We start from the raw sequence: 23,003 nt of genomic DNA, 5'->3' as shown, positions 1-23,003 counted from the left end.
CGCCGCCCCGGGGCTACCGGACCAGCAGCGGGAGCGCGGCGAAGGTGTGGTCCTGCCACAGCCGCCGCGAGGTTTCCTCCGGGTACGCGACGACCACCGGCCGCTCGTCGAAGATCCGCGTGCTGCGACCGGCGTCGTACGACGGCCAGCCGGGGTCGCCGTTCGCGGCGAACGCCGTCCACGCCCCGCGAATCTGTCCGGACAGTTCCTGCGCCGCCGGGGTGGGCGGATCACCGATCAGCATCGCGGGTTGCCCGCTGGTCAGGTTGCCGAAGACCAACGGCACGTCCAGGCCGTGACAGGCGCCCAGGGCGCCGCCCAGGCCCGGTGCCGGCCAGGTCAGCTCGTAGAGGTAGGCCCGGCCGCCCCCGGCGAGTTGCGCGTCGGCCAGGTGCAGGCTCGGCATCCGGAACAGCCAGTCCGCGTTGACCAGCTCGTAAAGCTGCTCATCGGTCGCATCGGGGAACGCCTCCCGGTATCGGCTGGAGCCGTCCGGGCCCGGTGCCAACATCCGCAGCGCGGTCTCGGCCTGCTCCGGCGTGACCTGGCCGAGTACGCCGTCGAGCAGGCTGAACAGCCGGTGCTCGTCCCGGGTGTGTCCGACGAGCAGTGCGACGTCCCGCGCGGCGCCGTCGGCAAGCGCCCGCCAGGGGGTCGCCGGCAGCACGTCGCCGTCGACGACCGGCGCGAACGGGATCGGCCGGTGGGTGATCCGCCCCCAACGCTCCCGCCACTGGACGATCCTGGCCGAGATCGCCTGACCCACGGCCGGCAGCCGGTCCGGAGCCACCGTCGACAGGTCGGCCAGGGCCGGTCGTACCCCCAGCTCGGCGGCGCAGGCGGCGGTGACGTCGGCGGCCAGCTCGGGCGAGAAGAACGTACCCGGGATGCTCTGCGCGACCGCGCGCCGGAACAGTCCGGCGGCGCGCGGCATGGCCAGCAGCGCCGCGACCGAGCCACCGCCGGCCGACTGCCCGAAGACCGTCACCCGATCCGGGTCAGCACCGAAGGCACGGATGTTGTCCCGCACCCACTCCAGGGCCGCGACCTGGTCGAGCAGCCCCCGGTTGGCCGGGGCCCCGTCGATCATCCCGAAACCCTCGAAACCGAGGCGGTAGTTGAGCGTCACCACCACGGTTCCGCTGCGGGCGAGCTGCCCGCCGTCGTATTCCGGTAGGCCGGAACAGCCGACGAGGTAACCACCACCGGGGATCCACACCATGACCGGCAACCGCGCCGCCGGGTCCGGGTCCGGCGTCCAGACGTTGAGCGTCAGCCAGTCGTCGCCGACGCCCTGCGGGGACATCCCGAACGCGCCCGGCTGCGGGGGCGGCGGACCGTAGGCGACCGCCGGACGCACGCCCTCCCAGCCGCGCCCCGGCCGCGGCGCGGCGAGCCGGAGGCCGCCGACCGGAGGCTCGGCGTACGGGATGCCGCGGAACACCGCGAGGCCCGCCTCCCGGCCGCCACGCAGAACACCGGCCACGGTACGCACTTCCGGCTCGGACTCCGACTGCATGCTGGCGCCTCCCCGCTCCCGGTCGGCCGCAGCATCCCAGCGCCCGCCGAGCACCGGCAAACCATTTAGGGCCCTCGTTGCCCGGCACCAGATCATGAGGGGTCTGGACCGAGGAGACGCGGGTAGGACCCTTCTTGCTGCCTGGCCTGTCAATGCTGGTGTTGCCGCTCGGGGTTCTCCCGAGCGCCGACGCCTTCTGGCCCGGTTTGGTGGCCCAGCCGCAGCGGTACGTCATCCGACCGTTCCACCCGGATTCCGCATCAACGAGCACGCTCATCCGACAGGCTTTCCGACTCGCCTTCTCGAACCGCTCTCCTCGCGCCTTCCGCTCAGGCGGTCGTGTCCTGGGCCAGTGCGTCGAAGGCCGTCGTGGCTTCCCGGTCCAGCTCGATCCGGGCGACCGCCATGTTGTCGGCCAGGTGCGCGAGGTTGCGGGTGCCGGGGATCAGCAGTGTGGCCGAGCTGTGCCCGAGCAGCCACGCCAGGCCGGCCTGAGCCGGGGTGATGGCGAGGCGTCGGGCGTGCGCGGTGACGACCGGGTTGTCGGTGACGTTGGGCAGCCAGTCGAAGGCCGATCCGAGCGGGCAGTACGGCACCCAGGCGACGCCCTGCTCGGCGCATTCGGTCAGCACGTCCTCCTGGCCACGGGTGAGGACGTTGTACAGGTTCTGCACGCAGACGATGCCGGCCGGAAGGGCCTGCCGCAGTTGTGCGAGGCTGACGTGGCTCAGGCCGATGCCGCCGATCTTGCCCTCGTCGCGTAGGGCGATCAGCTCGGCGAGCTGGCTGTCCAGGTCGACCACCTGGTCGCCGGTGACGGTGATGCCCGGCGGCACGTCGGCCCGGCGAAGATTGACCACGGCGAGGTGTTCGGTGCCGAGGGTGCGCAGGTTCTCCTCGACCGACGCCCGTAGCTGCGCCGGCTTCTGGGCGGCGACCAGTCGCTCGGTCGGGTGGGACACCGCGCCGACCTTGGTGACGATCCGCAGGCCGTCGGCGTACGGATGCAGAGCGGTCCTGACCAGTTCGTTGACCGTGCCGTAGAACTGGGCCGTGTCGATGTGGTCGACGCCGAGTTCGACCGCGCGGCGCAGCACCGCGACGGCATCCGCGGGTTCGGCGTGTTCCAGCTGCATGGCGCCGAAGCCGACCCGCAGGACCTCGTGCTCGCCCAGCTTTCCGTGCGCGTACCCCTGCGATGTGGTCATGGTCGTGGACCTCCGGATACGATGACCGCAAGCGGAACCGGTTCCGCTTATCTCAGCTCGACCCTAGCAGAAGCGGAAGCGGTTCCGCTTAAGAGGTGATCATGGTTTCCGAGATCGAGCGACGCCCCGGCGCGCGCAGGGACGCCCAGCGCAACCGGCAGCGCATCATCGAGGCCGCCAAGCGCGCCCTCACCACCGGTCCGGACCCTGTCAAGATCGAGACCATCGCCCGTGAGGCGGGAGTCGGCGTCGGGACGCTCTACCGCAACTTCCCGTCCCGCGAGGCCCTGGTCGAGGAGGTCTACCGCAGCGAACTCACCCACCTCTGCGCCGTCGCCACGCAACTGGTGGCCGACCACCCGCCAGCCGATGCCATGCGCGAATGGATGCGCTGCTACCAGGACTTCGTCGCCACCAAACACGGCATGGCCGAGGCCCTACGCGCGGTGATCGCCAGCGGTGCGATCAGCTCCGGCCAGACCCGCGAACACCTCGACGGTGCCATCGCCACCATCCTCGACGCCGGCCGGACCGACGGCAGCCTGCGTGCCGACGTCCAACCGGCCGACGTGTCCGCCAGCATGGCCGGCATCATGCTGACCGCCGCCGACATCGACCAGGCCAGCCGGATGCTGCAACTCCTCGTCGACGGCCTACTCGCCCGCGACGCCTCCTGAGCACCGGCTCGGCCCGGTGGTCCTGGCAGCCGCCCGGAGCAGCAACGCGCCCGCGCAGCCGATGACGACCCAGGTCACCAACTGGAGCGTCCAGAACGCGCCGTCGGCCAGCTCGGTGGCCGGAGTGACGAGATTGGAGGAGGTGAACACCAGAGTGGTGTTCATCAGCGCGTGGGCCCACGCTGCCGGCCAGACCGATGCCGACAACGCCCGCGCCGCGCTCAGCACGAGCGCTGCGAACAGCAGGTTGACCGTGGTGGCGACGACCTCCCGCCCCGCCATCGCTCCGTCGAGGTGGTATCCGAGCAGCAACGGCAGGTGCCACAGCGCCCACAGGCCGCCGATCGAGACGCTCGCGCGAACCAGCCCGTACCGAGCCAGGCTCGTGTGCAGCGCGCCGCGCCATCCGATCTCCTCACCCGTGACCGTCAGCATGCCCACCAGGGCCAACGGCAGCACCAGGGGCACCAGGCGCAGCGCCTGCCCGCTCGGCTGCCAGGCGACGACGCCCAGCGCCAGGGCCAGCAGGGTGACCACCGCCGGGATGGCCACGAACACCGCGAGCATCAGCGCTCCGGTGCGCAGCACGCGTCCGGTGCGCAGCGGACGGACCGCCGACCAGTTCAGGAAGGACGTGCGGCGACCGGTGCCCAGGTGCGCCACGAACGCCGACAAGGCCGGCGCCCAGGACAGGAGGGGGACGGTGGCATTGAAGGTGTCGGCGTCCGCGCCGCCGGCGAACAGCGGCACGAGGACGACCGCCGTGACGACGGTCAACGTCCCGGCGAACCACGCCAGGACCCGTCGCGGGTCGCGGGCCGTGGACGAGGTCGCCTCGGTCGTGCCGGGGACGGCGTCCCCGGAGGTGCGGCTCCGCGGTGCGGTCATGGTGCTGGTCTCCTCGCCGGGTCACGGTGACCCTCGCCGTCGAGCCTCGCAGCGGGCAACCGTCCGCCGCCTCACCCCGGCTGGCGGGTGGCCCTCACCCCGTGGGGTGAGGGGGACCGGCTAGACCGTTCTCGTAGGCGAAGATCACGACGTGTACCCGGTCACGCAGGTCGAGCTTGGTCAGGACCGCACGCACGTGTGTCTTGACGGTGTTCTGCGTCAGGTGCAGCTGCGCGCCGATCTCGCCGTTCGACCGTCCCGCAGCGATCAGGTCGAACACCTCCCGTTCGCGGGGGGACAGCTGCGCGACCGCCTGGGGCCGGGGCTCCGCCGTCCGCCGCACGTGCTCCACCAGGGAAGCCGCCGCCGCGGGCGCCAGGGCTGAGTTGCCGGCGGCCACGTCGCAGATCGCGTCGATGAGCACCGCAGGGCGGGCATCCTTCGTCAGGTATCCGCTGGCCCCGGCGCGCAGCGCGGCCAGGACCAGCTCGTCCAGGTCGAACGTCGTCAGGGCCAGCACGCGGGTGCGCGGGCTGAGGCGCACGACCTGCGCGGTGGCGGCGATGCCGTCCAGCACCGGCATGCGGATGTCCATCAGCACCACGTCGACTGAGCGTTGCTGCACCGCCGTGACGGCGGCACGGCCGTCGGCGACCGTGCCAACCACCTCGATCCGTTCGTCGGCTCCCAGCACCGTGGCGAGCGACACGCGCAACAGGGCTTGGTCGTCGGCGAGCAGCACCCGCACCGGCGGCGTCACGCCGCACCCACCGTCGGCAGCCGCGCGCTGAGCGTCCAGCCCCGCCCGCGCACGACTGCGAACTCGCCGCCCGCGGCCTCGACCCGCCTCGCCGCCCCCGCCAGCCCGGAGCCGGTGCCCGGAGACCCCCCTGGGTCGCCTGCCGCGCGTGGTCCCGAACCGCCGTCGTCCTGCACGCGCACCTGCACCACGTCGCGACCCCCGCCCTCGTCCAGCTCGACATCCCAGTCCACGTCCACCGCCACGCTCAGCGGCGGTTCGACGTGCCGCAGCGCGTTGGTGATGCCCTCCTGCACCAGCCGCACCAGCGCCGACTCGGCATCGGCCGGCATGGCGCGCCGGTCCCCGCGTTGGGTCAGCGTCACCCGGTGCATCGGCGTCGTCGCCGCCGCGACGAGCGCCGGCAGCCCGTCGAGGGACGGGACGACGTCACCGGCCGCGCTGGGCGCAGCGTCGAGCACCCGCAGCATCCCGCGCAGCCCCAACAGCGCCGCGCGAGCCGTGTCCGCCACCTGAGCCAGAGCCCGCTCGGTTTCGCGCTCGGCAGTGCCGACCCGCGCTGCCTCCGCCTGTGCCACGACCAGGGTGAGCGAGTGCGCGATGACGTCGTGCAGGTCCCGCCGGATCTCCGCGCGCTCGGTGCGCCGGGCGGCGGCAAGTCGCTGGGCCGCCTGGATCACCGCGCGTTGCCGTTGCGCCCGGACGGCGCGGGCGAAAACCCACACTCCGACGACCATGGCCAGGAGCAGGGTCGCCTCCAGCACCGGCATCCACACCGGCGGCCGCGCGTCGGCCGGCTCACGGAGCGTCGAGGCCGTCTCGGTGAGCGCCACGCCCGCCACCGCGGTCGCCAGCGCCGGGACCACCCACCGGTCCGGCCCCACCGCTACCAGCCGCCACAGGACGAGCAGGAAGCACAGGGACGACGGGGTGAGCACCCCGCTGGACCAGCCCGGCATCGGCACGAGCGCCAGGACCACCATGGCAAGAGCCGCCGCCACGAACGCCCTGACAGGCTGCGGAGTCGCCCGCCACGCCGTGATGTGCAGCACCGTCGCCGCCACTCCCACCGCCACGGGCTGCACCGGGTCCGCCCCGCTGAGCGCCATGGCCACGAGCAGGGCCAACGTCCCGGGCGGAAGGACGGTCGCGGACAGCAGCACGAGCAGCCGCCACGCGTAGTCGTCGCCGGATGGCCGGATCTGCATGACGCGATTGTCTCCCAGGCCAGAGGCCGTCACCCCGGTGCCGGGTCGTCCGCCGGGCTTCAGCCTGAATGCGCTTCACGAGGCGTATTCGTCCGAGATCTCGGTGGCGTAGTTCTTCCACAGCGGTGTCATGGTTTCGGCGTTGACGGGCTGCCCGGAATCGATCATGGCCTTGAAGTCGCGGAAGTACTGCACGTACAGGTCCGGCGTGAACGTGTTCAGCATGACCGCGTTCTCGTCGCCGATGTTGGCGAACGTGTGCGGCGCGCCGGTCGGCACGATGACCCAGGTGCCCGGCCCGGCGTCGTACTGGTCCTCGCCGACGGTGAACCGGAACGTTCCCGCCAGCACGTAGAAGCCCTCGTCGTGCTGGGCGTGGCGGTGCTGCAACGGGCTCGGGGTGCCCGGTGGGATGGTGACCTCGGCGAACCCCAGCCGGTGGTCGGTGTGCTCGCCGTTCTCCAGGATGCGGATCTGCTGCGCCCCGCTGCCGAGGATCTCGCCCTCACCGGGGCGGACGATGTTCACCTTCGCCACGACGTTCTCCCAATCTATTGCCGGCCTTGGTGACCACCATCCTGTTCCGGGCCGGCTGCGCGCGTCTTGGTCGTCCGTGCCCGGTTGTTGGCTGTCAGCGCACGGGCGTTGTGGCCGTACGTCGCCTTGAAGAGCTTGCTGAAATGGGCGGGATCGGAGAATCCCCACCGGGCGGCCACGGCGGTGACCGTACGTCCGCCTCCGGTCAGCTCTGCCCGGCAGCGCTCCAGGCGGCGACGACGGATCAGGGCCGCGACGGTGAGCGGCTGGTCCTCGAACAGCTTGTGCAGCCGGCGTACGGAGATGTGGTGGGCGGCGGCGATGCCGGGTGGGGACAGACCGGGATCGGCCAGCCGGGCCTCGATGTAGCCGGCGATCCGGTTCCGCAGCCGCTCGTCGGGGGCCGGTTGTTCGTCGCCCAGCCTGGCCTCCAGCGCGACCGCGATCAACTCGATGACGGCCGCCGCCGACCGCAGCGCCTCCGCCTCGCGGAACTCGGCCGCCGACCGCGCCGACTCCCGGGCCAGCACGGAGACGAGAGCGCCCGGACCGCGGCTGCCGTCGATGCGTACGCCGATGAGCCGGTCGATCTGCGCGGGCCGCATCCGGAGCTCCCGGCGCGGAACCAGGACGGTGACGTGCGTCGCCGCGGTGCTCTCGAAGCGGAGAGGACGCGTGGGGTCGAGCAGCACCAGGTCGGTCGGCCCGAGTTCGGCGTCGCCGCGCCCCTGCTCGATCCGCGTCCGGCCCCGGGTCATCACCTTGACCGCGAGGTGGTCGCCGGCGGAGGCGTCGCGCTTCCGCCCGACGCAGGCGCTCGCGGGCGTGTCGAGGGAGACCAACCGCAGCGGCCCGAGGTCACGGGTGGCGATCCGGCCCCGGAAGCCGGCCCCGGCCAGCTTGTTGACCAGCGGCGGAAACCCGCAGGCGGCCAACTCGTCCTGGAACGTCTCAAGGTTGCCGATCACCGGTCAACGGTAACGGCGGCCCTGCCGCTCGGACATGTGTGCGGCCGGGGTCGCAGCGGCACTGCCCGGGGTCCGTCCCCCCGGCGATGATGCCGGAAGCCGTCTGCTCCGTTACCCGGACGCGCTTCGGGCCGTCACGGTCGCCCCGGCCCTACCGGGTGTACTCGGCGTGCAGTTCGGCGTAGGGGCGGCGGTGGTCGGGGTGGCGTCGGATCCTGCCCATGCTGACCTCGGCGCAGCAGTGCGTCTCAGGCTCGTGGGCGCGGTGTGCCGGGCACTCCTCGGCCAGGGCACGGACCTCGTCGGCCTGCCGCTCGAACGCCTCGCGGCTGCCGGTGAGCACCAGCGTGTCGGCGGCGACGTCCCACCGCAGGTGGTCGCGGAACTCCCGGTGCCAGGCTTTGCGGTGGTCGCCGGCAGGCCGTGCCGGCCAGGCTCGGCCGGGTAGCACGACGGTGTGCGGCCTGCCGGTGCCGAGCCGGGAGCGGACCTGTTTCCAGCGTGACGGCGGGAACGCGAGCCGGTGGTGCAGCAGCACCATGTCGAGCGGGCGTCCCCAGGCGTGGTCGGTCGGCAGCTCCGCGCGACGCAGTGGGAGGTAGACGATCGTTCGTGGTGACCGGGCGGCCAGGCCCCATGCCAGGGCGAACGTCGCCGCGGTCTCCTTGTCGAGGCAGAACTGCGCGCCGAGGCGGGCCTCGTAGAGGCCGGCGAACCTCGGCGGCCTGACGGGCCGCAGCACCCGGTACCGGTGGTGTCCGAGCTGCACCGTGCTGATCGTCACCGGCCATCTGCGGCCGCCCAGCCGTTGAGTCACTCCAGCCGTATCCTCTCGACCAACCGTCGACCCGCCTTCCCGTGCGGGCATTGTCGCCCCGGCCTGCGCGACGTGGCGACGGACTTTCCGGCGGACGCTGGGCGCGGCCGGAGAACAGCCACAGAAGTTGCGACCCACCAAAGCATCGACTACCCTCGATGACAGTGGAGCAATTGGTGCAAGTCCTCACTTTCCGACATCTTCGCTCAGCTTGAACCCGCCCGACCCGGGTTCGTCATCCGTCCGCGCCACCGCAGCCGAAGGCGCGGCATCGAGACCGATCGCGAGCAGAGGAAGGTACTGGGATGCTGAATCAGCCCGTTCCACCGACCGTTCGGCGGGTGCCACGCGCCCTGGTGGCGGTCGGCCTCCTGGCAGCGGTTCTGGGCACGGCCCCGGCTCCGGCCGCGGCGAGCCCAGGCCCCGCCGCGCTTAGCACGGCCGCCGCCGACTGCCCGTTCGTCAACACGCTCTGCCTGTTCGAGGGCGCCAACTTCACCGGCGCGCGGCTCACCCTGAGCTCTCTGGTGTCGCCCGGCACCTGCGTGAGTCTGGTGGACGCCGGCTGGGGAGACCGCGCGCGTTCCGCGATCAACACCAACAGCCGGAGCGCGGCGATGTTCATGAACGACGACTGTGTCGGCGGGGCCTTCGAGGTCCCGGGCAACAGCTCCCTGTCGGACTTCGGGGGGTTCGCGCCCGAGAGCGCCTGGGTGCCCCGGTAAGGCCGATGCCGGGTGACACGTGACGGCGTGTCACCCGGTTCCTCCGGCCCGGAGATGTCCGGTGTCCGGCCGGACCGGACCGGACCGGACCGACGACGGTGGGGCGCAGGCCATCAGGCCCGCGCCCCACCGTTGCGTGGTGGGTACGTGCGCCCTAGCGTGTGCGGTGCAGATGTACGCGAGTCGATGTCCGGAGGGCGTCATGCGCGTGGTGGCCGCTGTCGTTGTCGCCTGCCTCACCTTGGTCGTCGCCCCGGCCGGGGCGGCCAGCGGGGCGACCCTCGCCTGGCGGGACTGCCCAGGCGTCGACGACCCGCGCCTGCGCTGCGCCACCGTCCGGGTGCCGCTCGACCACGCGCGACCGGCCGGCCCCACGATCGACATCATGATCTCCCGGCTCCCCGCGACCGACCCGGCGCTTCGTCGCGGCGTGCTGGTCACCACGGGCGGCGGGCCGGGCGGCGCGGGCGTCCCCGAGCCGCTGAACCTCGCCACCGTCGTCGACCCCGCGGTGCTCGCCCGCTACGACATCGTCGGGTTCGACATGCGCTTCGTCGAACGCAGCACCCCGATCACCTGTGGCCAGCCGGAGGAGGAACCGGGCGGCTACTGGGTGCGTACCGCTACCTATCAGCCCCTGAAGGACACCGCCGCCGAGGCCCGCGAGTACGCCCGCGCCTGCGCCCGGCACGCCGGCTGGGCGCTGCCGTTCGCCACGACCGCGCAGGCCGCCCGCGACATGGACGCCATCCGGGCGGGCCTCGGCGAGCGGAAGCTGTCCTTCCTCGGCGGCTCGTACGCGGCGATGCTCGGCGTCGCGTACGGCACGCTCTTCCCGCACCGGGTGGACCGGTTCGTGCTGGACAGCCCGGTCAACTACGACCTCGCCTGGCGTCCCTACGAGCTGCGGCGGCTCCCGGCGTTCGAGGAGAACTACGCCGCCTTCACCGGCTACCTCGCCGACAACGACGCGGCGTTCGGGCTCGGCGCAACGCCGGTCGAGGTCGCGGAGACCCTGAGTCGGGCGTTCGCCGAGGCGGCGGTCGAGCCGATCGTGGCCGGGGACCACGCCTGGACCACCGGCGAGCTCGGCTCCCTGACGGTCATCGCGACGTACTTCGAGCAGTTGTGGCCGGTGGTCGCGACCGACCTGGCCGCCATCCTCGCCCGCACCCCGCCGCCGATCCCGCTCGACCTGCGGCCGGCTCCCCTGCCCGGGACCCCGGGCGTGCCGGCGGACAACCACACCGCGGTCAACATGGCCTTCCGCTGCGGCGACGACGCCTGGCCCCGCGACCTGGCCACCTACCGGCGCGACCTGACCCGCCTCGGCACCCGCTATCCCGTCTTCGGCCCGTCGATCGCCAACCTCAACCCGTGCGCCTTCTGGCCGGTCAGCCAGGACAACACCCCGCCGCTCGCCGGCAACCGCGCGCCGGCGGCACTCGTCGTCGCCGCACTGCGCGACGCATCGGTGCCGCCGGCCAACTCGGCCGCGACCGCCCGGGCCATCACCGGCTCCCGGCTGGTCACCGTGGACGAGCAGACACACGTGCCGCTGCTCGGCGGTCAGGCCAATGCCTGCCTGACCGGCCTGGTCACCGCCTACCTGGTGCAGGGGCGCCTGCCGGAGCAGGACACGGCCTGCTAGGCCGTCCTTCCCTCCCGGTGCGGCGGCTCGCGCTGTCCGGGGCCGGGCGGGGCCGGGCGTGCGTGCCGCGCCGCCGCAAGCCGCGGGCGCGCCGGGCCGGCGTCACCCGGCGGCGACGTCACTGGTCGACTCCGGTGCGGTCGCCGGTGGGGTGGGCCTGGTGCGGCGCGGGCCCCGGGCCAGGACGTAGCCGAGGAGGACGGTCATGACGGCGACCCCCGCCCACATGGCCTGTTGCCAGCCGTCGACGAACGACTCCTGGGCGGCGCGGACGAGGGCGGGCGCCTGGGCGCCGGCGTCGTCGGCGGTGGCGATGGCGTTGGCGATGCCCTCGCGGGCGGTGTCGGCGGCGTCGCCGGGGACCGTGGTGAGCCGGGGGCCGATGGCGTTGCGGTAGCCCGCGGTCAGGACCGCTCCGAGCAGCGCGACGCCGAGGGCGGTGCCGAACTCCCGGGTGACGTCGTTGAGAGCGGACGCGACGCCTTGGCGTTCGCGGGGCAGGGCGGAGGTGATGGCCTCGGTGGAGGGAGTCTGGGTCAGCCCCATGCCGAGTCCCATGGCGAGCATGCCGGGCAGGATCGCCAGGTAGCCGCCGTCGACGGAGACGAGGGTGGCCATCAGTGCCAGGCCGGCGCCGCCGAGCAGGATCCCGACCGCCATCGTCGCGCGGGCTCCGGCGCGGGCGGCCACGCGTGGGGCGAGGCCCGAGGCGAGCATCATCATCGCTGCCATGGGCATGAGCGCGAGGGTGGAGCGCAGCCCGGACCAGCCGAGGACGGCCTGGAAGTAGGGGAACAGGACGACGAAGATCCCGGCCTGGACGCCGAAGAGTGCCAGCAGCGCCAGCGAGCCGCTGGCGAGGCGTCGGTCCCGGAACAGGCGCACGTCGAGCAGGGGCGCCGCCCGGCGCAGCTCCCAGGCCACGAAGCCGATGGCGGCGATGACGCCGACGAGCAGGCTGGCCAGGGTGCCGGGTGCGGTCCAGCCGTGGACCGGGCCTTCGTGCAGGACGTAGATGAGCGCGACCACGGCGATCACCGACGTCAGCGACCCGAGGAGGTCGAAGCCGTGCGGGGACCTCTCGCGGGAGTTCGGGACGGCCCGCAGGGCCATGACGGTGGCCGCGGCCACGAGCACGACCGGCAGCAGGAACAGCCACCGCCAGCTCGCCCAGTCGACGAGGACCGCGGACAGGTACATGCCGAGGATGCCGCCGCCGCCGGCGACGCCGGTCCAGACGCCGATCGCCTTGGAGCGTTCCCCGTCGGGGAAGGTCGAGGTGATGACGGCCAGGGTGACCGGCATGATCATGGCGGCGCCGACACCGGCGAGCAGCCGGGCGGCGATCATCATCTCGGTCGAGGTGGCCAGGCCCGCCGCCGCGCTGGCCACGCCGAAGATGGCCAGGCCGGCGAGCAGGATCGGCTTGCGGCCCACCCGGTCGCCGAGGGCGCCGAGCGGGAGCAGCAGCGCCGCCAGGCTGAGGGTGTAGATGTTGATCATCCAGAGAACGGTGCTCTGGGAGGCGTCGAGCGCGACGGCTACCTGCGGCTGGGCGACGTTGAGCCCGGAGACCGAGGCGATGACCGCCATCAGGGCGATGCACACCGCGATCAGGATCGCGCGGCGCTGACGTGGGTCCTGGATCGTCGCGTCGGGGACGCTCAGCTTCGGTGAGCTGTTCGGGGCAGGCATGTGCGGGTTCCTTCCAAGGGGCGCGATGGGGTACGGCGCCGGGGTTGGGCCTCGGGTCCGGCGTCGCGGAGAGGATGGGTTCAGGGCTGGCAGAGGGCAGGCGCGACCAGGTCGGATCGCGGGGAGCGCAGGGGCCCGCCGATCAGCAGGCGGCCAGGCGGGCGTACGTCACCGGGCGGTCTGCGCGTCGGTCGACCGGGCGACCGCCCGGTCGGTGTCCTCGGCGACGAGGTCGGCGTTGAGGTGGGCCGCAGCGCGGGCGCCGCCTGCGGCGGCCGCGCCGACCTGGGCGGACAGGTCGGTGGAGTTGCCGGCCACCCACACCCCGGGCACCGGGGTCCGGCCGGTCTCGTCGGCGGCGATGAAGGAGCCCGCCGGGTGCCGCGTCGTGGTGATCCCGATGCCGTCGAACGCCTCGGCGCGGGCGACCATCCGCGGTGCCACCGCCACGGTCTCGACCGGCACGACCCGGTCGTCGTCGAGGCGGACCCCGGCCAACCGGTCCTCGACGATCTCCAGGCGGGAGACGCGGCCGGCGACCACCGGGATGCCGAGCGCGTCGAGTTTCCGCCGGTCCTGCTCGCCGAGGTCCTGGTCGTGGCTGAAGTACCGCACGTCATCGCTCAACTGCCGGAACAGCAGCGCCTGATGCACCGACATCGGCCCGGTGGCCAGCACGCCGATCGCCCGGTCGCGGGCCTCCCACCCGTGGCAGTACGGGCAGTGCAGCACGTCGCGGCCCCACCGCTGCCGCAGCCCGTCGATCTCCGGTAGGTCGTCGACCAGGCCGGTGGCGATGAGCAGCCGGCGCGCGTGCAGCACGGCCGCGTCGCGGGTCATCACCGCGAAGCCCAGCGACGTGCACGACACGTCGCTCACCTCCGCGGAGATGATCTCGCCGCCGTAGCGGACGACCTCGGCCCGGCCCCGCTCGAGCAACTCCAACGGGCTCACCCCGTCGAGCGCCAGCAGACCGTGTACCGCCTGCGCCGGCGCGTTGCGCGGCGTGCCCGCGTCCACGACCGTCACCCGCCGCCGCGAACGCGCCAGGATCAGCGCCGCGCTCAACCCGGCCGCGCCGCCACCCACCACGACCACGTCCCGCACGATCTCCGCCTGCTTCGCCATCGGACCTGCCCTTCCCGTCTTCGCCGGTCATGGCACGATCCTGAGCACCCCCGCCGAGATGCGCAAAGATTCTTGCCGAATGGCAAAATGGCGGCATGGACGAAGACCTGGACCGCACCCTCGACGCGGTGGGCCCGCGGCTGAAGCAGCTGCGGCTGCGCCGCAACATCACCCTCACCGACCTGGCCGAGGAGACCGGCATCTCCGCCAGCACACTGTCGCGCCTCGAGGCCGGCCTACGACGCCCCACGCTCGAGCAGATGCTCCCGCTGGCCCGCGCCCACGGCGTCACCGTCGACGAACTCGTCGACGCGCCGCTGACCGGCGACCCCCGCATCAACCTGCGCCCCATCGCCGCCGGTGACGGAGCGACCATCCTGCCCCTGACCCGCAGGCCCGGAGGTATCCAGGCCTACAAGTTCGTCCTGCCGACCGGCGACGACGAACGCGTACCCGACCTGCGCACCCATGAGGGCTACGACTGGGTCTACGTCCTCAACGGCACCCTTCGTCTGGTTCTCGGCGACGAGGACCTCATCCTGCGACCCGGGGAGGCCGCCGAGTTCGACACCCGTACCCCGCACTGGTTCGGCGCCACCAGCTCCGGGCCCGTCGAGTTCCTCAGCCTGGTCGGCAGACAGGGCGAACGCGCACACGTCCGCGCCACCCCGAAGCCGGAAGCGCGCGGCTAGCCGACGACCGCGACGCGCCCGTACCGGTCCGAGGACGGCCCGCCTCGGGCGGTCGCAGTGTCCGGGAGCGGGCACCGCCCGCCGGCTGCGCCCCACGCCTCACGTGTCGACGAAGACGGGGTCGCCGACGTCGACATGGCCGGGCTCGACGGTCGAGCCGTAGACGCCGAGGCACACCGTGCGGTGGCGGGCGACGGCGCGCAGGACGGCCGGATCGCGCAATGCGGTCGTGGGGTCGACGTTGACCACGCCGCACCGCTTGTCGCGCGCGTCGACGCGCATCCGCATCCGGCCCACCCGCAGGACGTGGCCCACCCAGGCGTCCTCGGGAAAGGCAGCCGGGCCGACCGCCTCGATCAGAAGGTTGGGACGAAAGCGTCGGGCGTCGAGTTCCGCGCCGATCAGTTCGCCGATGCCGGCGACGCTCTGCGTCGTGATCACCGACAACGGCATGGCGTCGAAGATCCCGCGATCCAGCTTGATCACCCGTAGTCCCCCGCCCAACTCGCCGGCCAGAGCGGGATCGACGACGTCGAACGCCTGACCCGACGGGGAGCACACCATGGTGCGGGACGCGTCGGGCCGGTCGGGCTCCGCGAACCAGGGGCGATAGTGGACCATGTCCGGCCGCCGCGAGATCGACAGCCAGGGCGTCCCGCTGCGCGCCTGGCCGTCGCGGATGAACGCCCAACGACGATCGCCGGCCAGGCCGTGCCAGGAGACGTCGACCGCACGCAGTTCCTCTGCGGCCATGGACTTGACCGGATAACGCCACAGCGCCGCCACCCGGCCCACCAGCCGCGCATTCTCGCCGAACGGCCTGTCCGATGCTGGACGGGGAAACGCCATGACCACCTCCCGGATCGGAGGCGCCCTTGCTTCGACACCGAGGTGGAGCGTGGCGGACCGGGTCCGTCGCAGCGCCTCTCCAACCGGCCCTGCCGGCGGGCGGCACGACGGCCGGACCGGCAGGCAGGCGACCACCGTCGCACAACCGGCGTGCCCATGGCAACAGCCGCGGCCGTGCCGACGCCGCGGTATCGGGGCGGCGTGGCCGTACCGCCGGAACAGGGCGTCGTCCGACCGGACGCGACATGCGTCGTGCCGGTGCGCGACGACGCCGGCAGCGGCCCGGGGCCGCCCCCGGCGACGGTCAGAGCAGCCGCGCGAGTCGGTTCTTCTTCGTGTTCTCCCGGACGACCCAGGCCACGTCGCGGTCGTCGACGGCGGCCAGCGCCCGGAAGCGCGGCAGGCCGGCCGCCGGATCGGCGGCCACCGCGACACTCCAGCAGTAGCCCAACGCCTGACGCAGCGCGCGGACGCCGTCGGCACGCCGCTGCTCGGCCGAGAGGTCGGCCAACCCCCTGGTCGCCCGTTCGCACAGCGCGACGGCGCGGGCGGCGGCGTCCGGGGCGGTCAGCAGGCGCGGCTCGCACACGCCCGCGACCGCCGCCCGCCGGAGCAACGGGTGCGGCCGCGTGGCCCAGGCCGTCGCGAGTGTGAGCAGGCGCGGCAGGTCGGCGTCGCCGAGACGCTGCAACGCCATGGCCACCGCCTCGCGCACCCGCCAACGGGCGTCGGTGGCGTGGTCGCGTAGGCGCGCCTCGACGGCCGCGCGGGTCCGCGCGTCCGCGGCGGTGGCCAACAGCCGGCCGAGACCGAGCACCCCGCAGAACACCAGGTACTCGTCGTCCGTGGAGATCAACCGATCGAACGAGGCCGGGTCGCCCTCGTCGGCGACGGCCTCGGCGAGCGCGATGTTGGCGCGTGGGCCGGGCAGCCCCGAGTGCTCCCGGAGGAAGTCCGGCCAGCGCGCCGGATCGAACCTGCGCAGCTCGGCCCGGTACTGAGCACGCCGGTCCACCACGGCAGCGTACCCCGGGTGACGGCCACGCCGGGCCGGTCCGGGCGGATCCCGGGGCCGGCTGGCCCCCGCGTGCCGGCACCGTGGCGGCGCGCAGTGGCGCGGCGCGGTGCCGCCCCGGCGGTCCCAGGTCGGGCGGTGTGCCGGCGGCGTGATTTCGGTGCGATCAAACGAATCGGTAAACTCCGATTACAGTGGCGGCGGCCACGTGACCGTGGTGGTGAGGAAGGGCGGCGATGGAACGGCCGGAGTGGGCGCCAGCAGATGTCGATCTCAGCCGGCCGAGCGTGGCGCGAGCCTACGACTACTGGCTCGGCGGCTCGCACAACTTCGAGGTCGACCGGGAGTTCGCCCGCCAGGCGCTCGCGGCGGTGCCGGACCTTCGCCTGGTCGCGCGCGCCAACCGCGAGTTCCTGCATCGCGCGGTGCGGTTCATGCTCGACGAGGGGATCCGGCAGTTCCTGGACATCGGGTCCGGCATCCCGACGGTGGGCAACGTGCACGAGATCGCCCAGGAGGTCGATCCGGACACCCGGGTGGTCTATGTGGACATCGATCCGGTGGCGGTGACGCACAGCACGCACATCCTCGCCGGCCAGCCCAACGCGATCGCGCTGCTCGAAGACCTGCGCCGCCCGGAGGCCATCCTGGGCCACCCGGAGGTCCGCCGGCTGCTGGATCTCGACCGGCCGGTCGGCCTGCTGCTCGTCTCGGTCGTGCACGCCGTCCCCGACCACGACGACCCGTACGGGCTGATCAAGCGGCTGTGGACGGCGCTGGCCCCGGGGAGCTGCGTGGCGATCAGCCACGTCACCACCGACAGCCGGCCGGACGAGATGGGCGAGGGCACCCGGCTCAGCGGCCGGACGAACACGCCGGTCACCGCCCGCACCCGCGCTCAGGTGGAAGACTTCTTCGCCGGCCTGGAACTGGTGGAACCCGGCGTGGTGTGGTCCCCGCTGTGGCGTCCAGAGTCGCGGACGGATGTCGGGGAGCACCCGGAGCGGATGAGTTTCTACGTCGGAGTCGGACGCCGCGGGTGAGCGGTCCGTCCGCCGCCGACGGACTCGACGACGGGCGTCGCCCCGGCGTCGAGGAGTTCGTCACGGCGTGGACTGCAGCCCTGCACCGGGCCCACTACGTGCCGATCAGCGCCGGGCGGCGGCGTCGCATCGTGGCCGGGCTGGCGGACCGTCTGGTCAGTGCGGTGCTCGCCGATCCGGCCGAGCCCGGCGACGGCCGGCGGATCGGCGAGGATCTGGTGGCGGCCGGCTTCGGGTCGCCGGAAGCGCTCGGTCGAACGATCGCGCTCGTCGGCTCGCGGCTCCTGGGCGAGCTGGGCCTCGCCGCCGATCCCACCCGCGCCGCCCGGCTGACCGGCCTGCTGGCCGAACTCGCGGCGGGCTTCGCGTCGGCCGCGCACGACCGCATACTGAGAGCCCAGGACACGGTCCGGCTGGCCGCGCTGGCGGCCCGCAACCAGGCCGAGGAGGCGCTCAGGGTGAGCGAGGCCAGGTTCCGCCGCTTCGCCACCCACGACCAGTTGACCGGGCTGCCCAACCTGACGCTGTTCACCGAGCGGTTGGGCCGGCTGTCCGCCGCCGACGAGCCGATCGACCGGGTCGGTGTCTGCTGCCTCGACGTCGACGACTTCGCGGCGGTCAACGACGTGCTCGGTCATCAGGTGGGCGACCTGCTGCTCCGCGAGATCGCCGGTCGGCTCGGCGTGCTCACCGACCGGCGGATCGACCTGGTGGCGCGCCTGGACAGCGACCGGTTCGCGATCCTGGTCCGCGACACCACCTGCGCCGAGGACACCGTCAAGATCGCCGATCAGGCGCTCGCCGCGCTCGCCGCCCCGTTCCGCGTCGACGGCACCGAGGTGCCCCTGACGGCGAGTGCGGGAGTGGCCGAGGGCGCCGTCGCCGACGGTGGCGCCGCGGCCCTGATGCGCGCCAGCGAGATCGCGCTGCACTGGGCCAAGGCCGACGGGAAGGCCACCCTGCGCCAGTTCGACCAGGATCGCAGCAACGCCGACGCCGCGCGTTACCGCCTGTCGGCGGCCATGCCGGCGGCGCTGCGCCGGGGCGAGTTCGTCGCCGCCTACCAGCCCATCTCCGCCCTGCGATCCGGGCGGCTGGCCGGGGTGGAAGCCCTGGCCCGTTGGCAGCATCCCCAGCTCGGCCTGCTGAGCGCCGCCCGGTTCATCGAGCTCGCCGAACGCACCGGCGTCGTGGTGGCGCTCGGTGCCCAGCTGCTGGAGCAGGCGTGCCGACAGGCCAGCCGTTGGCAGCGGATCCAACCCGGCCTGTACGTGAGCGTGAACGTGTCGGTGCGCCAGCTCCGCCAGAACGGCCTGGCCGGGGCGGTGGCCCAGATCCTCGACCGGACGGGGCTGCCGCCGCACCTGCTCCAGCTCGAAGTCACCGAGCAGGCCGTGATCGATCTGACCGGCGTGGTGACGGAGACCCTGGCGGCGCTGATGAAGATCGGGGTCCGGATCGTCATCGACGACTTCGGCATCGGCTATGCCAACCTGGCCAACCTCCGCTCGCTCCCCCTGCACGGCCTCAAACTCGACGCGAGCCTGACCCGTTCGTCGGCGCAGCCGGTAAGGCGGCCGGGGGCCCGCCGCCCCGGCACGGACGACGAGTTCCTCAGCACCGTCGTGTCGCTCGGGCACAAGCTCGGCCTCGTCGTGACCGCGGAGGGCATCGAGACCGCCCAGCAGGCCGACCGACTGGCCGCGACCGGGTGCGACAACGGGCAGGGCTGGCACTTCGGCCGTCCGGTGCCGCCCGACGAGATCACCGCCGGGATCGTGGCCCAGCAGCACCGCGACGCCGTGCCAGGCGACGCCGTCGTGCGGCCGGAGCGTCCGGTGCGGTGGCGCTGACGCCGCCACCGGTGCAGCGTGGCCTCGCACGTACCTTGACCAGCACGGGCAGCGCGCCTGCGTCCCGAGTCGGCAACCTGACAGCCGGCAACGAGCGCAGGCACGATCATCGACCCGACGCCCGGAAGGAGTCCCACTTGCCCGCCTCGATCAAGCGCATCCGAGACAACTGGAAGGTGCAGTCCACCAAGAAGGACAAGGGACTGACCCTTACTGTGACTGTCACCGCCTACGACAACGGCATGGTCGAGGTCGACGGCGTGCCCATCAACGCCTCACCCGCCTACGACCAAGGGCACGGATGGCTGGTGGCTGCCGAGACGGTGGTAGCGACCCTCGTCGAGTTCCGCAAAGACGCGGTCAAGCGCCAGAAGGAGAAGGGCAAGAGCGTTTCCGGCTGACGTACACCCCGAGCCGTCCACCGGCGTGACCACAGCGTGTGACGTCACTCTTCTTGCCGCCCCCAGCTCTCCCTGCCGCGCCTCAGGCCGTGGCGCAGGGGACGCCGTTGAGGGCGAAGCCGGTCGGCGGCGCGTTGCTGACGCCCCACCTCCCCTGCATGCCGAAGGTCGCGGAGCCGTTCGCCGCCAGCGCGCGGTTCCAGTCGACGTTACGCGCCGTCACCGTGGTGTCGCTCTGGCTGACCGTGGCGTTCCAGGCGGAGGTGACCTGCTGGTCGCCCCGGAAGCTGAAGGTCAGCACCCAGCCGTCGATCGGGGCCGCGCCGGTGTTCTGGACGGTCACCGCGGCGACGAATCCGTCCTGCCACTCGGACTGGTTCTGGTAGGTCACGCGGCAGGTCGACGGTGGTGGGGTGGGCGGGGTCGGCACGGTGGGTGCGGTGACGGTGTTGGACGCGATCGACAGGTTGCCCACCGCGTCCCGGGCCCGCACGTAGTAGAGGTTGCGCAGCGGAGGCGTGGACGACGGGAGCGCAATCGTGTGCGTCGTCGTCGTGACGGTGGCGATCACGACGGAGGTGAACCAGCCGTCGAAGCGGTAGACGTTGTAGCCGCGCACGCCGACGTCGTCCGTCGACGGCGACCAGGACAGGGTGGCGGTCGACTCGGTCACGTCGCCCATGGTCAGGTTCTGCGGCGCGCTCGGCGGGGTGGTGTCGGGGCCGGTGTCGGTCACCGGAGTGACCACGGTCACGGGCTCCGACGAGTTGGAGCGGTGCCCGAGGCCGTCCTTGGCGGAGACCCGGAACTGGTACTGCCTGCCCGGCCCGATGTAGTTGCTGATCGTGGTGGTGGTGACGTTGCCGACGCTGGCGGAGAAGACGACGTCGTCGAAGGCCATGTAGTAGGTGATGTCGTAGCCGGTGACGGCGCAGCAGCCGGGTGTCGACGCCGTCCAGGTGAGGGTGACCGACCCTGTCCGGACGTCGGTGGCGGTGACGTTCGTGGGCGTACTCGGCGGAAACGGCGAGGGGTTCGGCGCGGTGGGCCCGGTCGGCGCCGGGGACGTGGTCGCGGCGGCCCCCGTGATCGACGCCGAGGCCGCGCCGGGCGCGGGGGCGGGGCGGCCGACGGGTGCCGCCGCGGTGCGCGTTGCGGTGCCGGCATCGGCCGCCGGCGCGGTGACCAGCCCGACGCCGAGCATCGTGACCGACGAGACGACGGCGGCCAGCAGGCCGGACCGTACGCGGCGACGCCGCGGGTGCGAGTGGACGCCTACCATGCGTCAAAGATGCGGCAATCCATCGATGTCTGTCAACTTAATCCGGGGCTGGGCCGCCGGCCGGGCGCGGCCGGCGGCCGGAGAGGTCAGAGCGCCGGGGACAGGTACAGGAGACGGTTGGGCGAGCCGGCGCCCGGGTTGAGCACCGCCGGATTGGCGACGCTGAACAGGTAGCTGGACACCTGCGCCGGCGTCCAGGTCGGGTTGTTGCCGAGCACCCGGGCGGCGACGCCGGCGACGAGCGGCGCGGCGTGTGAGGTGCCGCTGAGCGTCTGGGTCGCGGTGGGCGAGCTCCACCAGGCCGACGTGATGCGCTCGCCGGGGGCGAAGATGTCCAGGCAGGTGCCGTAGTTCGACCAGCTCGCCCGGTTGTCGTTGGTCAGCGTCGCGCCCACCGTCAGCGCGGTCGGCGCCGACGCGGGCGAGACGTTGCAGGCGCTGGCGTTCGAGTTTCCGGCCGGGGCCGTCACCGTGATGCCGTCGGCGACCGCGTTCGCCACGGCGGCGTCGAGCGCGGCGGTGGGACTGGTCAGCACGCCGATGTTCGCCACGGCCGGCTGCCCGGCGGGGTGGTTGGCGACCATCCAGTTGATTCCGTTGATCAACATCGACAGGGTGCTCGGCAGGGCGCAGTCGAACACCTTGACCGCGACCAGCACGACGTTCTTGGCCACCCCGAACGTCGTCCCGCCGACGGTGCCGGCGGCGTGCGTGCCGTGTCCGGTGCAGTCGTTCGCCGGGAGCGTGCCGTCGACGGCGTCGTAGCCGTACACCGCCTGGCCGCCGAAGTCGGCGTGGCCGATCTGGATCCCGGTGTCCACGATGTACGCGCGGACGCCCGTCCCGACGCTGGTGAAGTTGTAGGTGCCGGTGAGCCCCAGCGGGGCGTCGATCCGGTCGAGGTTCCACGGGGCGTTCGGCTGGGTGGTGGCCAGGCTGGTCAACCGGTCCTGCTCCACGAGCGCCACCGCCGGGTCGGCGGCCAGCCGGCGGGCCACCGGCTCGGTGGTCCGCACGGAGAAGCCGTTGAGCGCGTCGCGCCAGATCTGGTCCGGCCGGAGGCCGTACCGCTCGGCGAGGCGGGTCACGCCCGTGCGCCGATCGGCGGCCGAACCCGCGCCCTCCTTGAGGACGACCACGTAGCTGCCGGGCACGCGCACCGCGTGGCCGGCGTCGAGGAGCACGCCGGTCGTCCCCGCCGCCAGGTCGGCGACGGGTGCCGCCGCGGCGGGGCCGGCCGCCATGGCCAGGAGCATGACCGCGGCGCCGAGCGTGGCCGCGCCGGCCCGATGCGCGCGCCCGAAGATCGTGTGCCAGTGGAGTTTCATCTCCCAGCCCTCCCATGGGTTCTCCCAGCGGACATCGGGCAGGTTTCCACGCAGGAAGGCACTCGAACAATCGACGTGCGTCTTGTTGTGCTCGGGGTGGGAGAGTTCCTGTCCGATGTATCAGGACCGTCTCCGGAACCTCGCCCCATCGATCGACGCCCGCCGTGACGCGGGCGTGTAGCGTACGGTTTCGGAGCGGTGACCTCGGTTCAGGCGACGTCGGGAGGAACACCATGATCGCGGAGACGGTGGAGTGCGCCTACTGCGGGCAGCCCAAGTCGGACCGGGTGCGCAAGTGCCCGCACTGCGGCAACGGGTGAGGATCCGCTACCGCACCCGCATCTGCATGACCTGCCCCTCGGGGTCGGTGCGGACCTCGAACGGGCGCTGGTCGGCGATTCCCTCCGCAGACCACGACCTGTCCACCAGCTGCGCGACCTGTCGGATCTCGATCGTCCGGTATCCGACCGAGGTGAGGTGGACCGTTATCGCCGAGGCGATGCTGACAGCGCTCGCCGGGGGACGCTTCGCCAGGAATCCGCGTGCGCGCAGCTGGAGCGCCACGGCCTTCAGCACGTCGTAGGTGAAGTTGCCGGTCACGCCAGCCAGGACGGCGTCCCGGAGGAAATCGGCGACGTCGAGCGTGTGGGCCGCCCCGGACAGTTCCTCCTTGGCGACCCCGTCCAGCACCAGGGAGGAACCGTCATCCAGCGGAACGATCAGCTGCGTCATGCGCACATGCTGGCAGATCCGCGCACC

The 23,003-nt window shown here is 72.7% G+C and carries 22 protein-coding genes; 7 read left to right on the top strand and 15 right to left on the bottom strand.

Annotation, left to right across the window (positions count from 1 at the left end; genetic code table 11):
* Window positions 1-13: 13 nt before the first annotated feature.
* Window positions 14-1,519, bottom strand: a complete 1,506-nt coding sequence (locus tag O7633_RS17760) for a carboxylesterase family protein (protein ID WP_278130136.1) — start codon at window positions 1,517-1,519, stop codon at window positions 14-16.
* Between the two features lie 329 nt (window positions 1,520-1,848).
* Window positions 1,849-2,727 (bottom strand): aldo/keto reductase, encoded by an 879-nt coding sequence (locus O7633_RS17755; RefSeq protein WP_278130134.1) that lies wholly within the window; start codon window positions 2,725-2,727, stop codon window positions 1,849-1,851.
* Between the two features lie 101 nt (window positions 2,728-2,828).
* Here O7633_RS17755 and O7633_RS17750 point away from each other — a divergent pair, with 101 nt between their 5' ends.
* Window positions 2,829-3,404 (top strand): TetR/AcrR family transcriptional regulator, encoded by a 576-nt coding sequence (locus tag O7633_RS17750; RefSeq protein ID WP_178067928.1) that lies wholly within the window; start codon window positions 2,829-2,831, stop codon window positions 3,402-3,404.
* On the opposite strand, the gene O7633_RS17745 is transcribed toward O7633_RS17750, so the two are convergent.
* The 6 genes from O7633_RS17745 to O7633_RS17720 all read right to left on the bottom strand — a co-directional run bounded on the left by O7633_RS17745 (window position 3,381) and on the right by O7633_RS17720 (window position 8,549).
* The gene (locus O7633_RS17745) at window positions 3,381-4,292 is read right to left on the bottom strand and encodes a CPBP family intramembrane glutamic endopeptidase (protein WP_282323212.1); all 912 of its coding nucleotides are present in this window, start codon (window positions 4,290-4,292) and stop codon (window positions 3,381-3,383) included. The two genes, O7633_RS17750 and O7633_RS17745, sit on opposite strands and share 24 nt — an antisense overlap.
* A 94-nt stretch (window positions 4,293-4,386) precedes the next feature.
* Window positions 4,387-5,052: a response regulator transcription factor gene (locus O7633_RS17740; RefSeq protein WP_278130130.1), complete on the bottom strand. Its 666-nt coding sequence runs from the start codon at window positions 5,050-5,052 to the stop codon at window positions 4,387-4,389.
* A complete protein-coding gene (locus O7633_RS17735) occupies window positions 5,049-6,260 on the bottom strand; it encodes a histidine kinase (protein ID WP_282323211.1) in 1,212 nt (403 codons plus the stop codon). Before O7633_RS17735 ends, O7633_RS17740 begins: the two co-directional genes overlap by 4 nt.
* Before the next feature lie 75 nt (window positions 6,261-6,335).
* On the bottom strand, window positions 6,336-6,797 hold the full coding sequence (locus tag O7633_RS17730) for a cupin domain-containing protein (RefSeq protein ID WP_282323210.1): 462 nt from the start codon (window positions 6,795-6,797) through the stop codon (window positions 6,336-6,338).
* Between the two features lie 14 nt (window positions 6,798-6,811).
* On the bottom strand, window positions 6,812-7,765 hold the full coding sequence (locus O7633_RS17725) for a helix-turn-helix domain-containing protein (protein WP_282323209.1): 954 nt from the start codon (window positions 7,763-7,765) through the stop codon (window positions 6,812-6,814).
* A 151-nt stretch (window positions 7,766-7,916) separates the two neighbouring features.
* On the bottom strand, window positions 7,917-8,549 hold the full coding sequence (locus tag O7633_RS17720; RefSeq protein WP_282323208.1) for a hypothetical protein: 633 nt from the start codon (window positions 8,547-8,549) through the stop codon (window positions 7,917-7,919).
* A 338-nt stretch (window positions 8,550-8,887) separates the two neighbouring features.
* On the opposite strand from O7633_RS17720, the gene O7633_RS17715 reads away from it, so the two are divergent.
* Window positions 8,888-9,307, top strand: coding sequence for a peptidase inhibitor family I36 protein (locus O7633_RS17715; RefSeq protein ID WP_282323207.1), 420 nt, complete (start codon window positions 8,888-8,890; stop codon window positions 9,305-9,307).
* A 211-nt stretch (window positions 9,308-9,518) separates the two neighbouring features.
* Window positions 9,519-10,958 (top strand): alpha/beta fold hydrolase, encoded by a 1,440-nt coding sequence (locus O7633_RS17710; protein ID WP_282323206.1) that lies wholly within the window; start codon window positions 9,519-9,521, stop codon window positions 10,956-10,958.
* A gap of 102 nt (window positions 10,959-11,060) precedes the next feature.
* Here the strand turns inward: O7633_RS17710 and O7633_RS17705 are convergent, their stop codons facing one another.
* Together O7633_RS17705 and O7633_RS17700 are read right to left on the bottom strand one after the other, a co-directional pair.
* Entirely contained in the window at window positions 11,061-12,653 is a 1,593-nt protein-coding gene (locus tag O7633_RS17705) for an MFS transporter (protein ID WP_282323205.1), read from the bottom strand.
* 168 nt (window positions 12,654-12,821) lie between these two features.
* Complete coding sequence (locus tag O7633_RS17700; protein WP_282323204.1) at window positions 12,822-13,781, bottom strand: NAD(P)/FAD-dependent oxidoreductase; 960 nt, start codon at window positions 13,779-13,781, stop codon at window positions 12,822-12,824.
* A gap of 95 nt (window positions 13,782-13,876) precedes the next feature.
* Between O7633_RS17700 and O7633_RS17695 the strand changes: the two genes are divergently transcribed.
* Window positions 13,877-14,473: an XRE family transcriptional regulator gene (locus tag O7633_RS17695; RefSeq protein ID WP_282323203.1), complete on the top strand. Its 597-nt coding sequence runs from the start codon at window positions 13,877-13,879 to the stop codon at window positions 14,471-14,473.
* 99 nt (window positions 14,474-14,572) lie between these two features.
* Here the strand turns inward: O7633_RS17695 and O7633_RS17690 are convergent, their stop codons facing one another.
* Together O7633_RS17690 and O7633_RS17685 are read right to left on the bottom strand one after the other, a co-directional pair.
* Complete coding sequence (locus O7633_RS17690) at window positions 14,573-15,322, bottom strand: MOSC domain-containing protein (RefSeq protein ID WP_282323202.1); 750 nt, start codon at window positions 15,320-15,322, stop codon at window positions 14,573-14,575.
* Between the two features lie 304 nt (window positions 15,323-15,626).
* Complete coding sequence (locus O7633_RS17685) at window positions 15,627-16,337, bottom strand: hypothetical protein (protein ID WP_282323201.1); 711 nt, start codon at window positions 16,335-16,337, stop codon at window positions 15,627-15,629.
* Between the two features lie 236 nt (window positions 16,338-16,573).
* On the opposite strand from O7633_RS17685, the gene O7633_RS17680 reads away from it, so the two are divergent.
* Genes O7633_RS17680 through O7633_RS17670 form a run of 3 tightly spaced genes read left to right on the top strand, consistent with a single transcriptional unit; the run spans window position 16,574 to window position 19,634 of the window.
* On the top strand, window positions 16,574-17,380 hold the full coding sequence (locus O7633_RS17680) for an SAM-dependent methyltransferase (protein ID WP_178066803.1): 807 nt from the start codon (window positions 16,574-16,576) through the stop codon (window positions 17,378-17,380).
* A complete protein-coding gene (locus tag O7633_RS17675; protein WP_282323200.1) occupies window positions 17,377-19,233 on the top strand; it encodes a bifunctional diguanylate cyclase/phosphodiesterase in 1,857 nt (618 codons plus the stop codon). Before O7633_RS17680 ends, O7633_RS17675 begins: the two co-directional genes overlap by 4 nt.
* On the top strand, window positions 19,224-19,634 hold the full coding sequence (locus O7633_RS17670) for a hypothetical protein (RefSeq protein ID WP_282323199.1): 411 nt from the start codon (window positions 19,224-19,226) through the stop codon (window positions 19,632-19,634). The genes O7633_RS17675 and O7633_RS17670 overlap by 10 nt, the downstream gene beginning before the upstream one ends.
* An 82-nt stretch (window positions 19,635-19,716) precedes the next feature.
* On the opposite strand, the gene O7633_RS17665 is transcribed toward O7633_RS17670, so the two are convergent.
* The 3 genes from O7633_RS17665 to O7633_RS17655 form a co-directional block, all read right to left on the bottom strand.
* Window positions 19,717-20,916 (bottom strand): cellulose binding domain-containing protein, encoded by a 1,200-nt coding sequence (locus O7633_RS17665; RefSeq protein WP_282323198.1) that lies wholly within the window; start codon window positions 20,914-20,916, stop codon window positions 19,717-19,719.
* An 86-nt stretch (window positions 20,917-21,002) separates the two neighbouring features.
* Window positions 21,003-22,244 (bottom strand): S8 family peptidase, encoded by a 1,242-nt coding sequence (locus O7633_RS17660; RefSeq protein ID WP_282323197.1) that lies wholly within the window; start codon window positions 22,242-22,244, stop codon window positions 21,003-21,005.
* Between the two features lie 327 nt (window positions 22,245-22,571).
* Window positions 22,572-22,976 (bottom strand): hypothetical protein, encoded by a 405-nt coding sequence (locus O7633_RS17655; RefSeq protein WP_278130101.1) that lies wholly within the window; start codon window positions 22,974-22,976, stop codon window positions 22,572-22,574.
* Window positions 22,977-23,003 lie beyond the last annotated feature (27 nt).

Origin of the sequence: Micromonospora sp. WMMD712, assembly GCF_029581295.1 — a bacterium.
GTDB classification, from domain to species: domain Bacteria; phylum Actinomycetota; class Actinomycetes; order Mycobacteriales; family Micromonosporaceae; genus Micromonospora; species Micromonospora carbonacea.
This window is presented reverse-complemented; position numbering and strand designations above follow the sequence as displayed.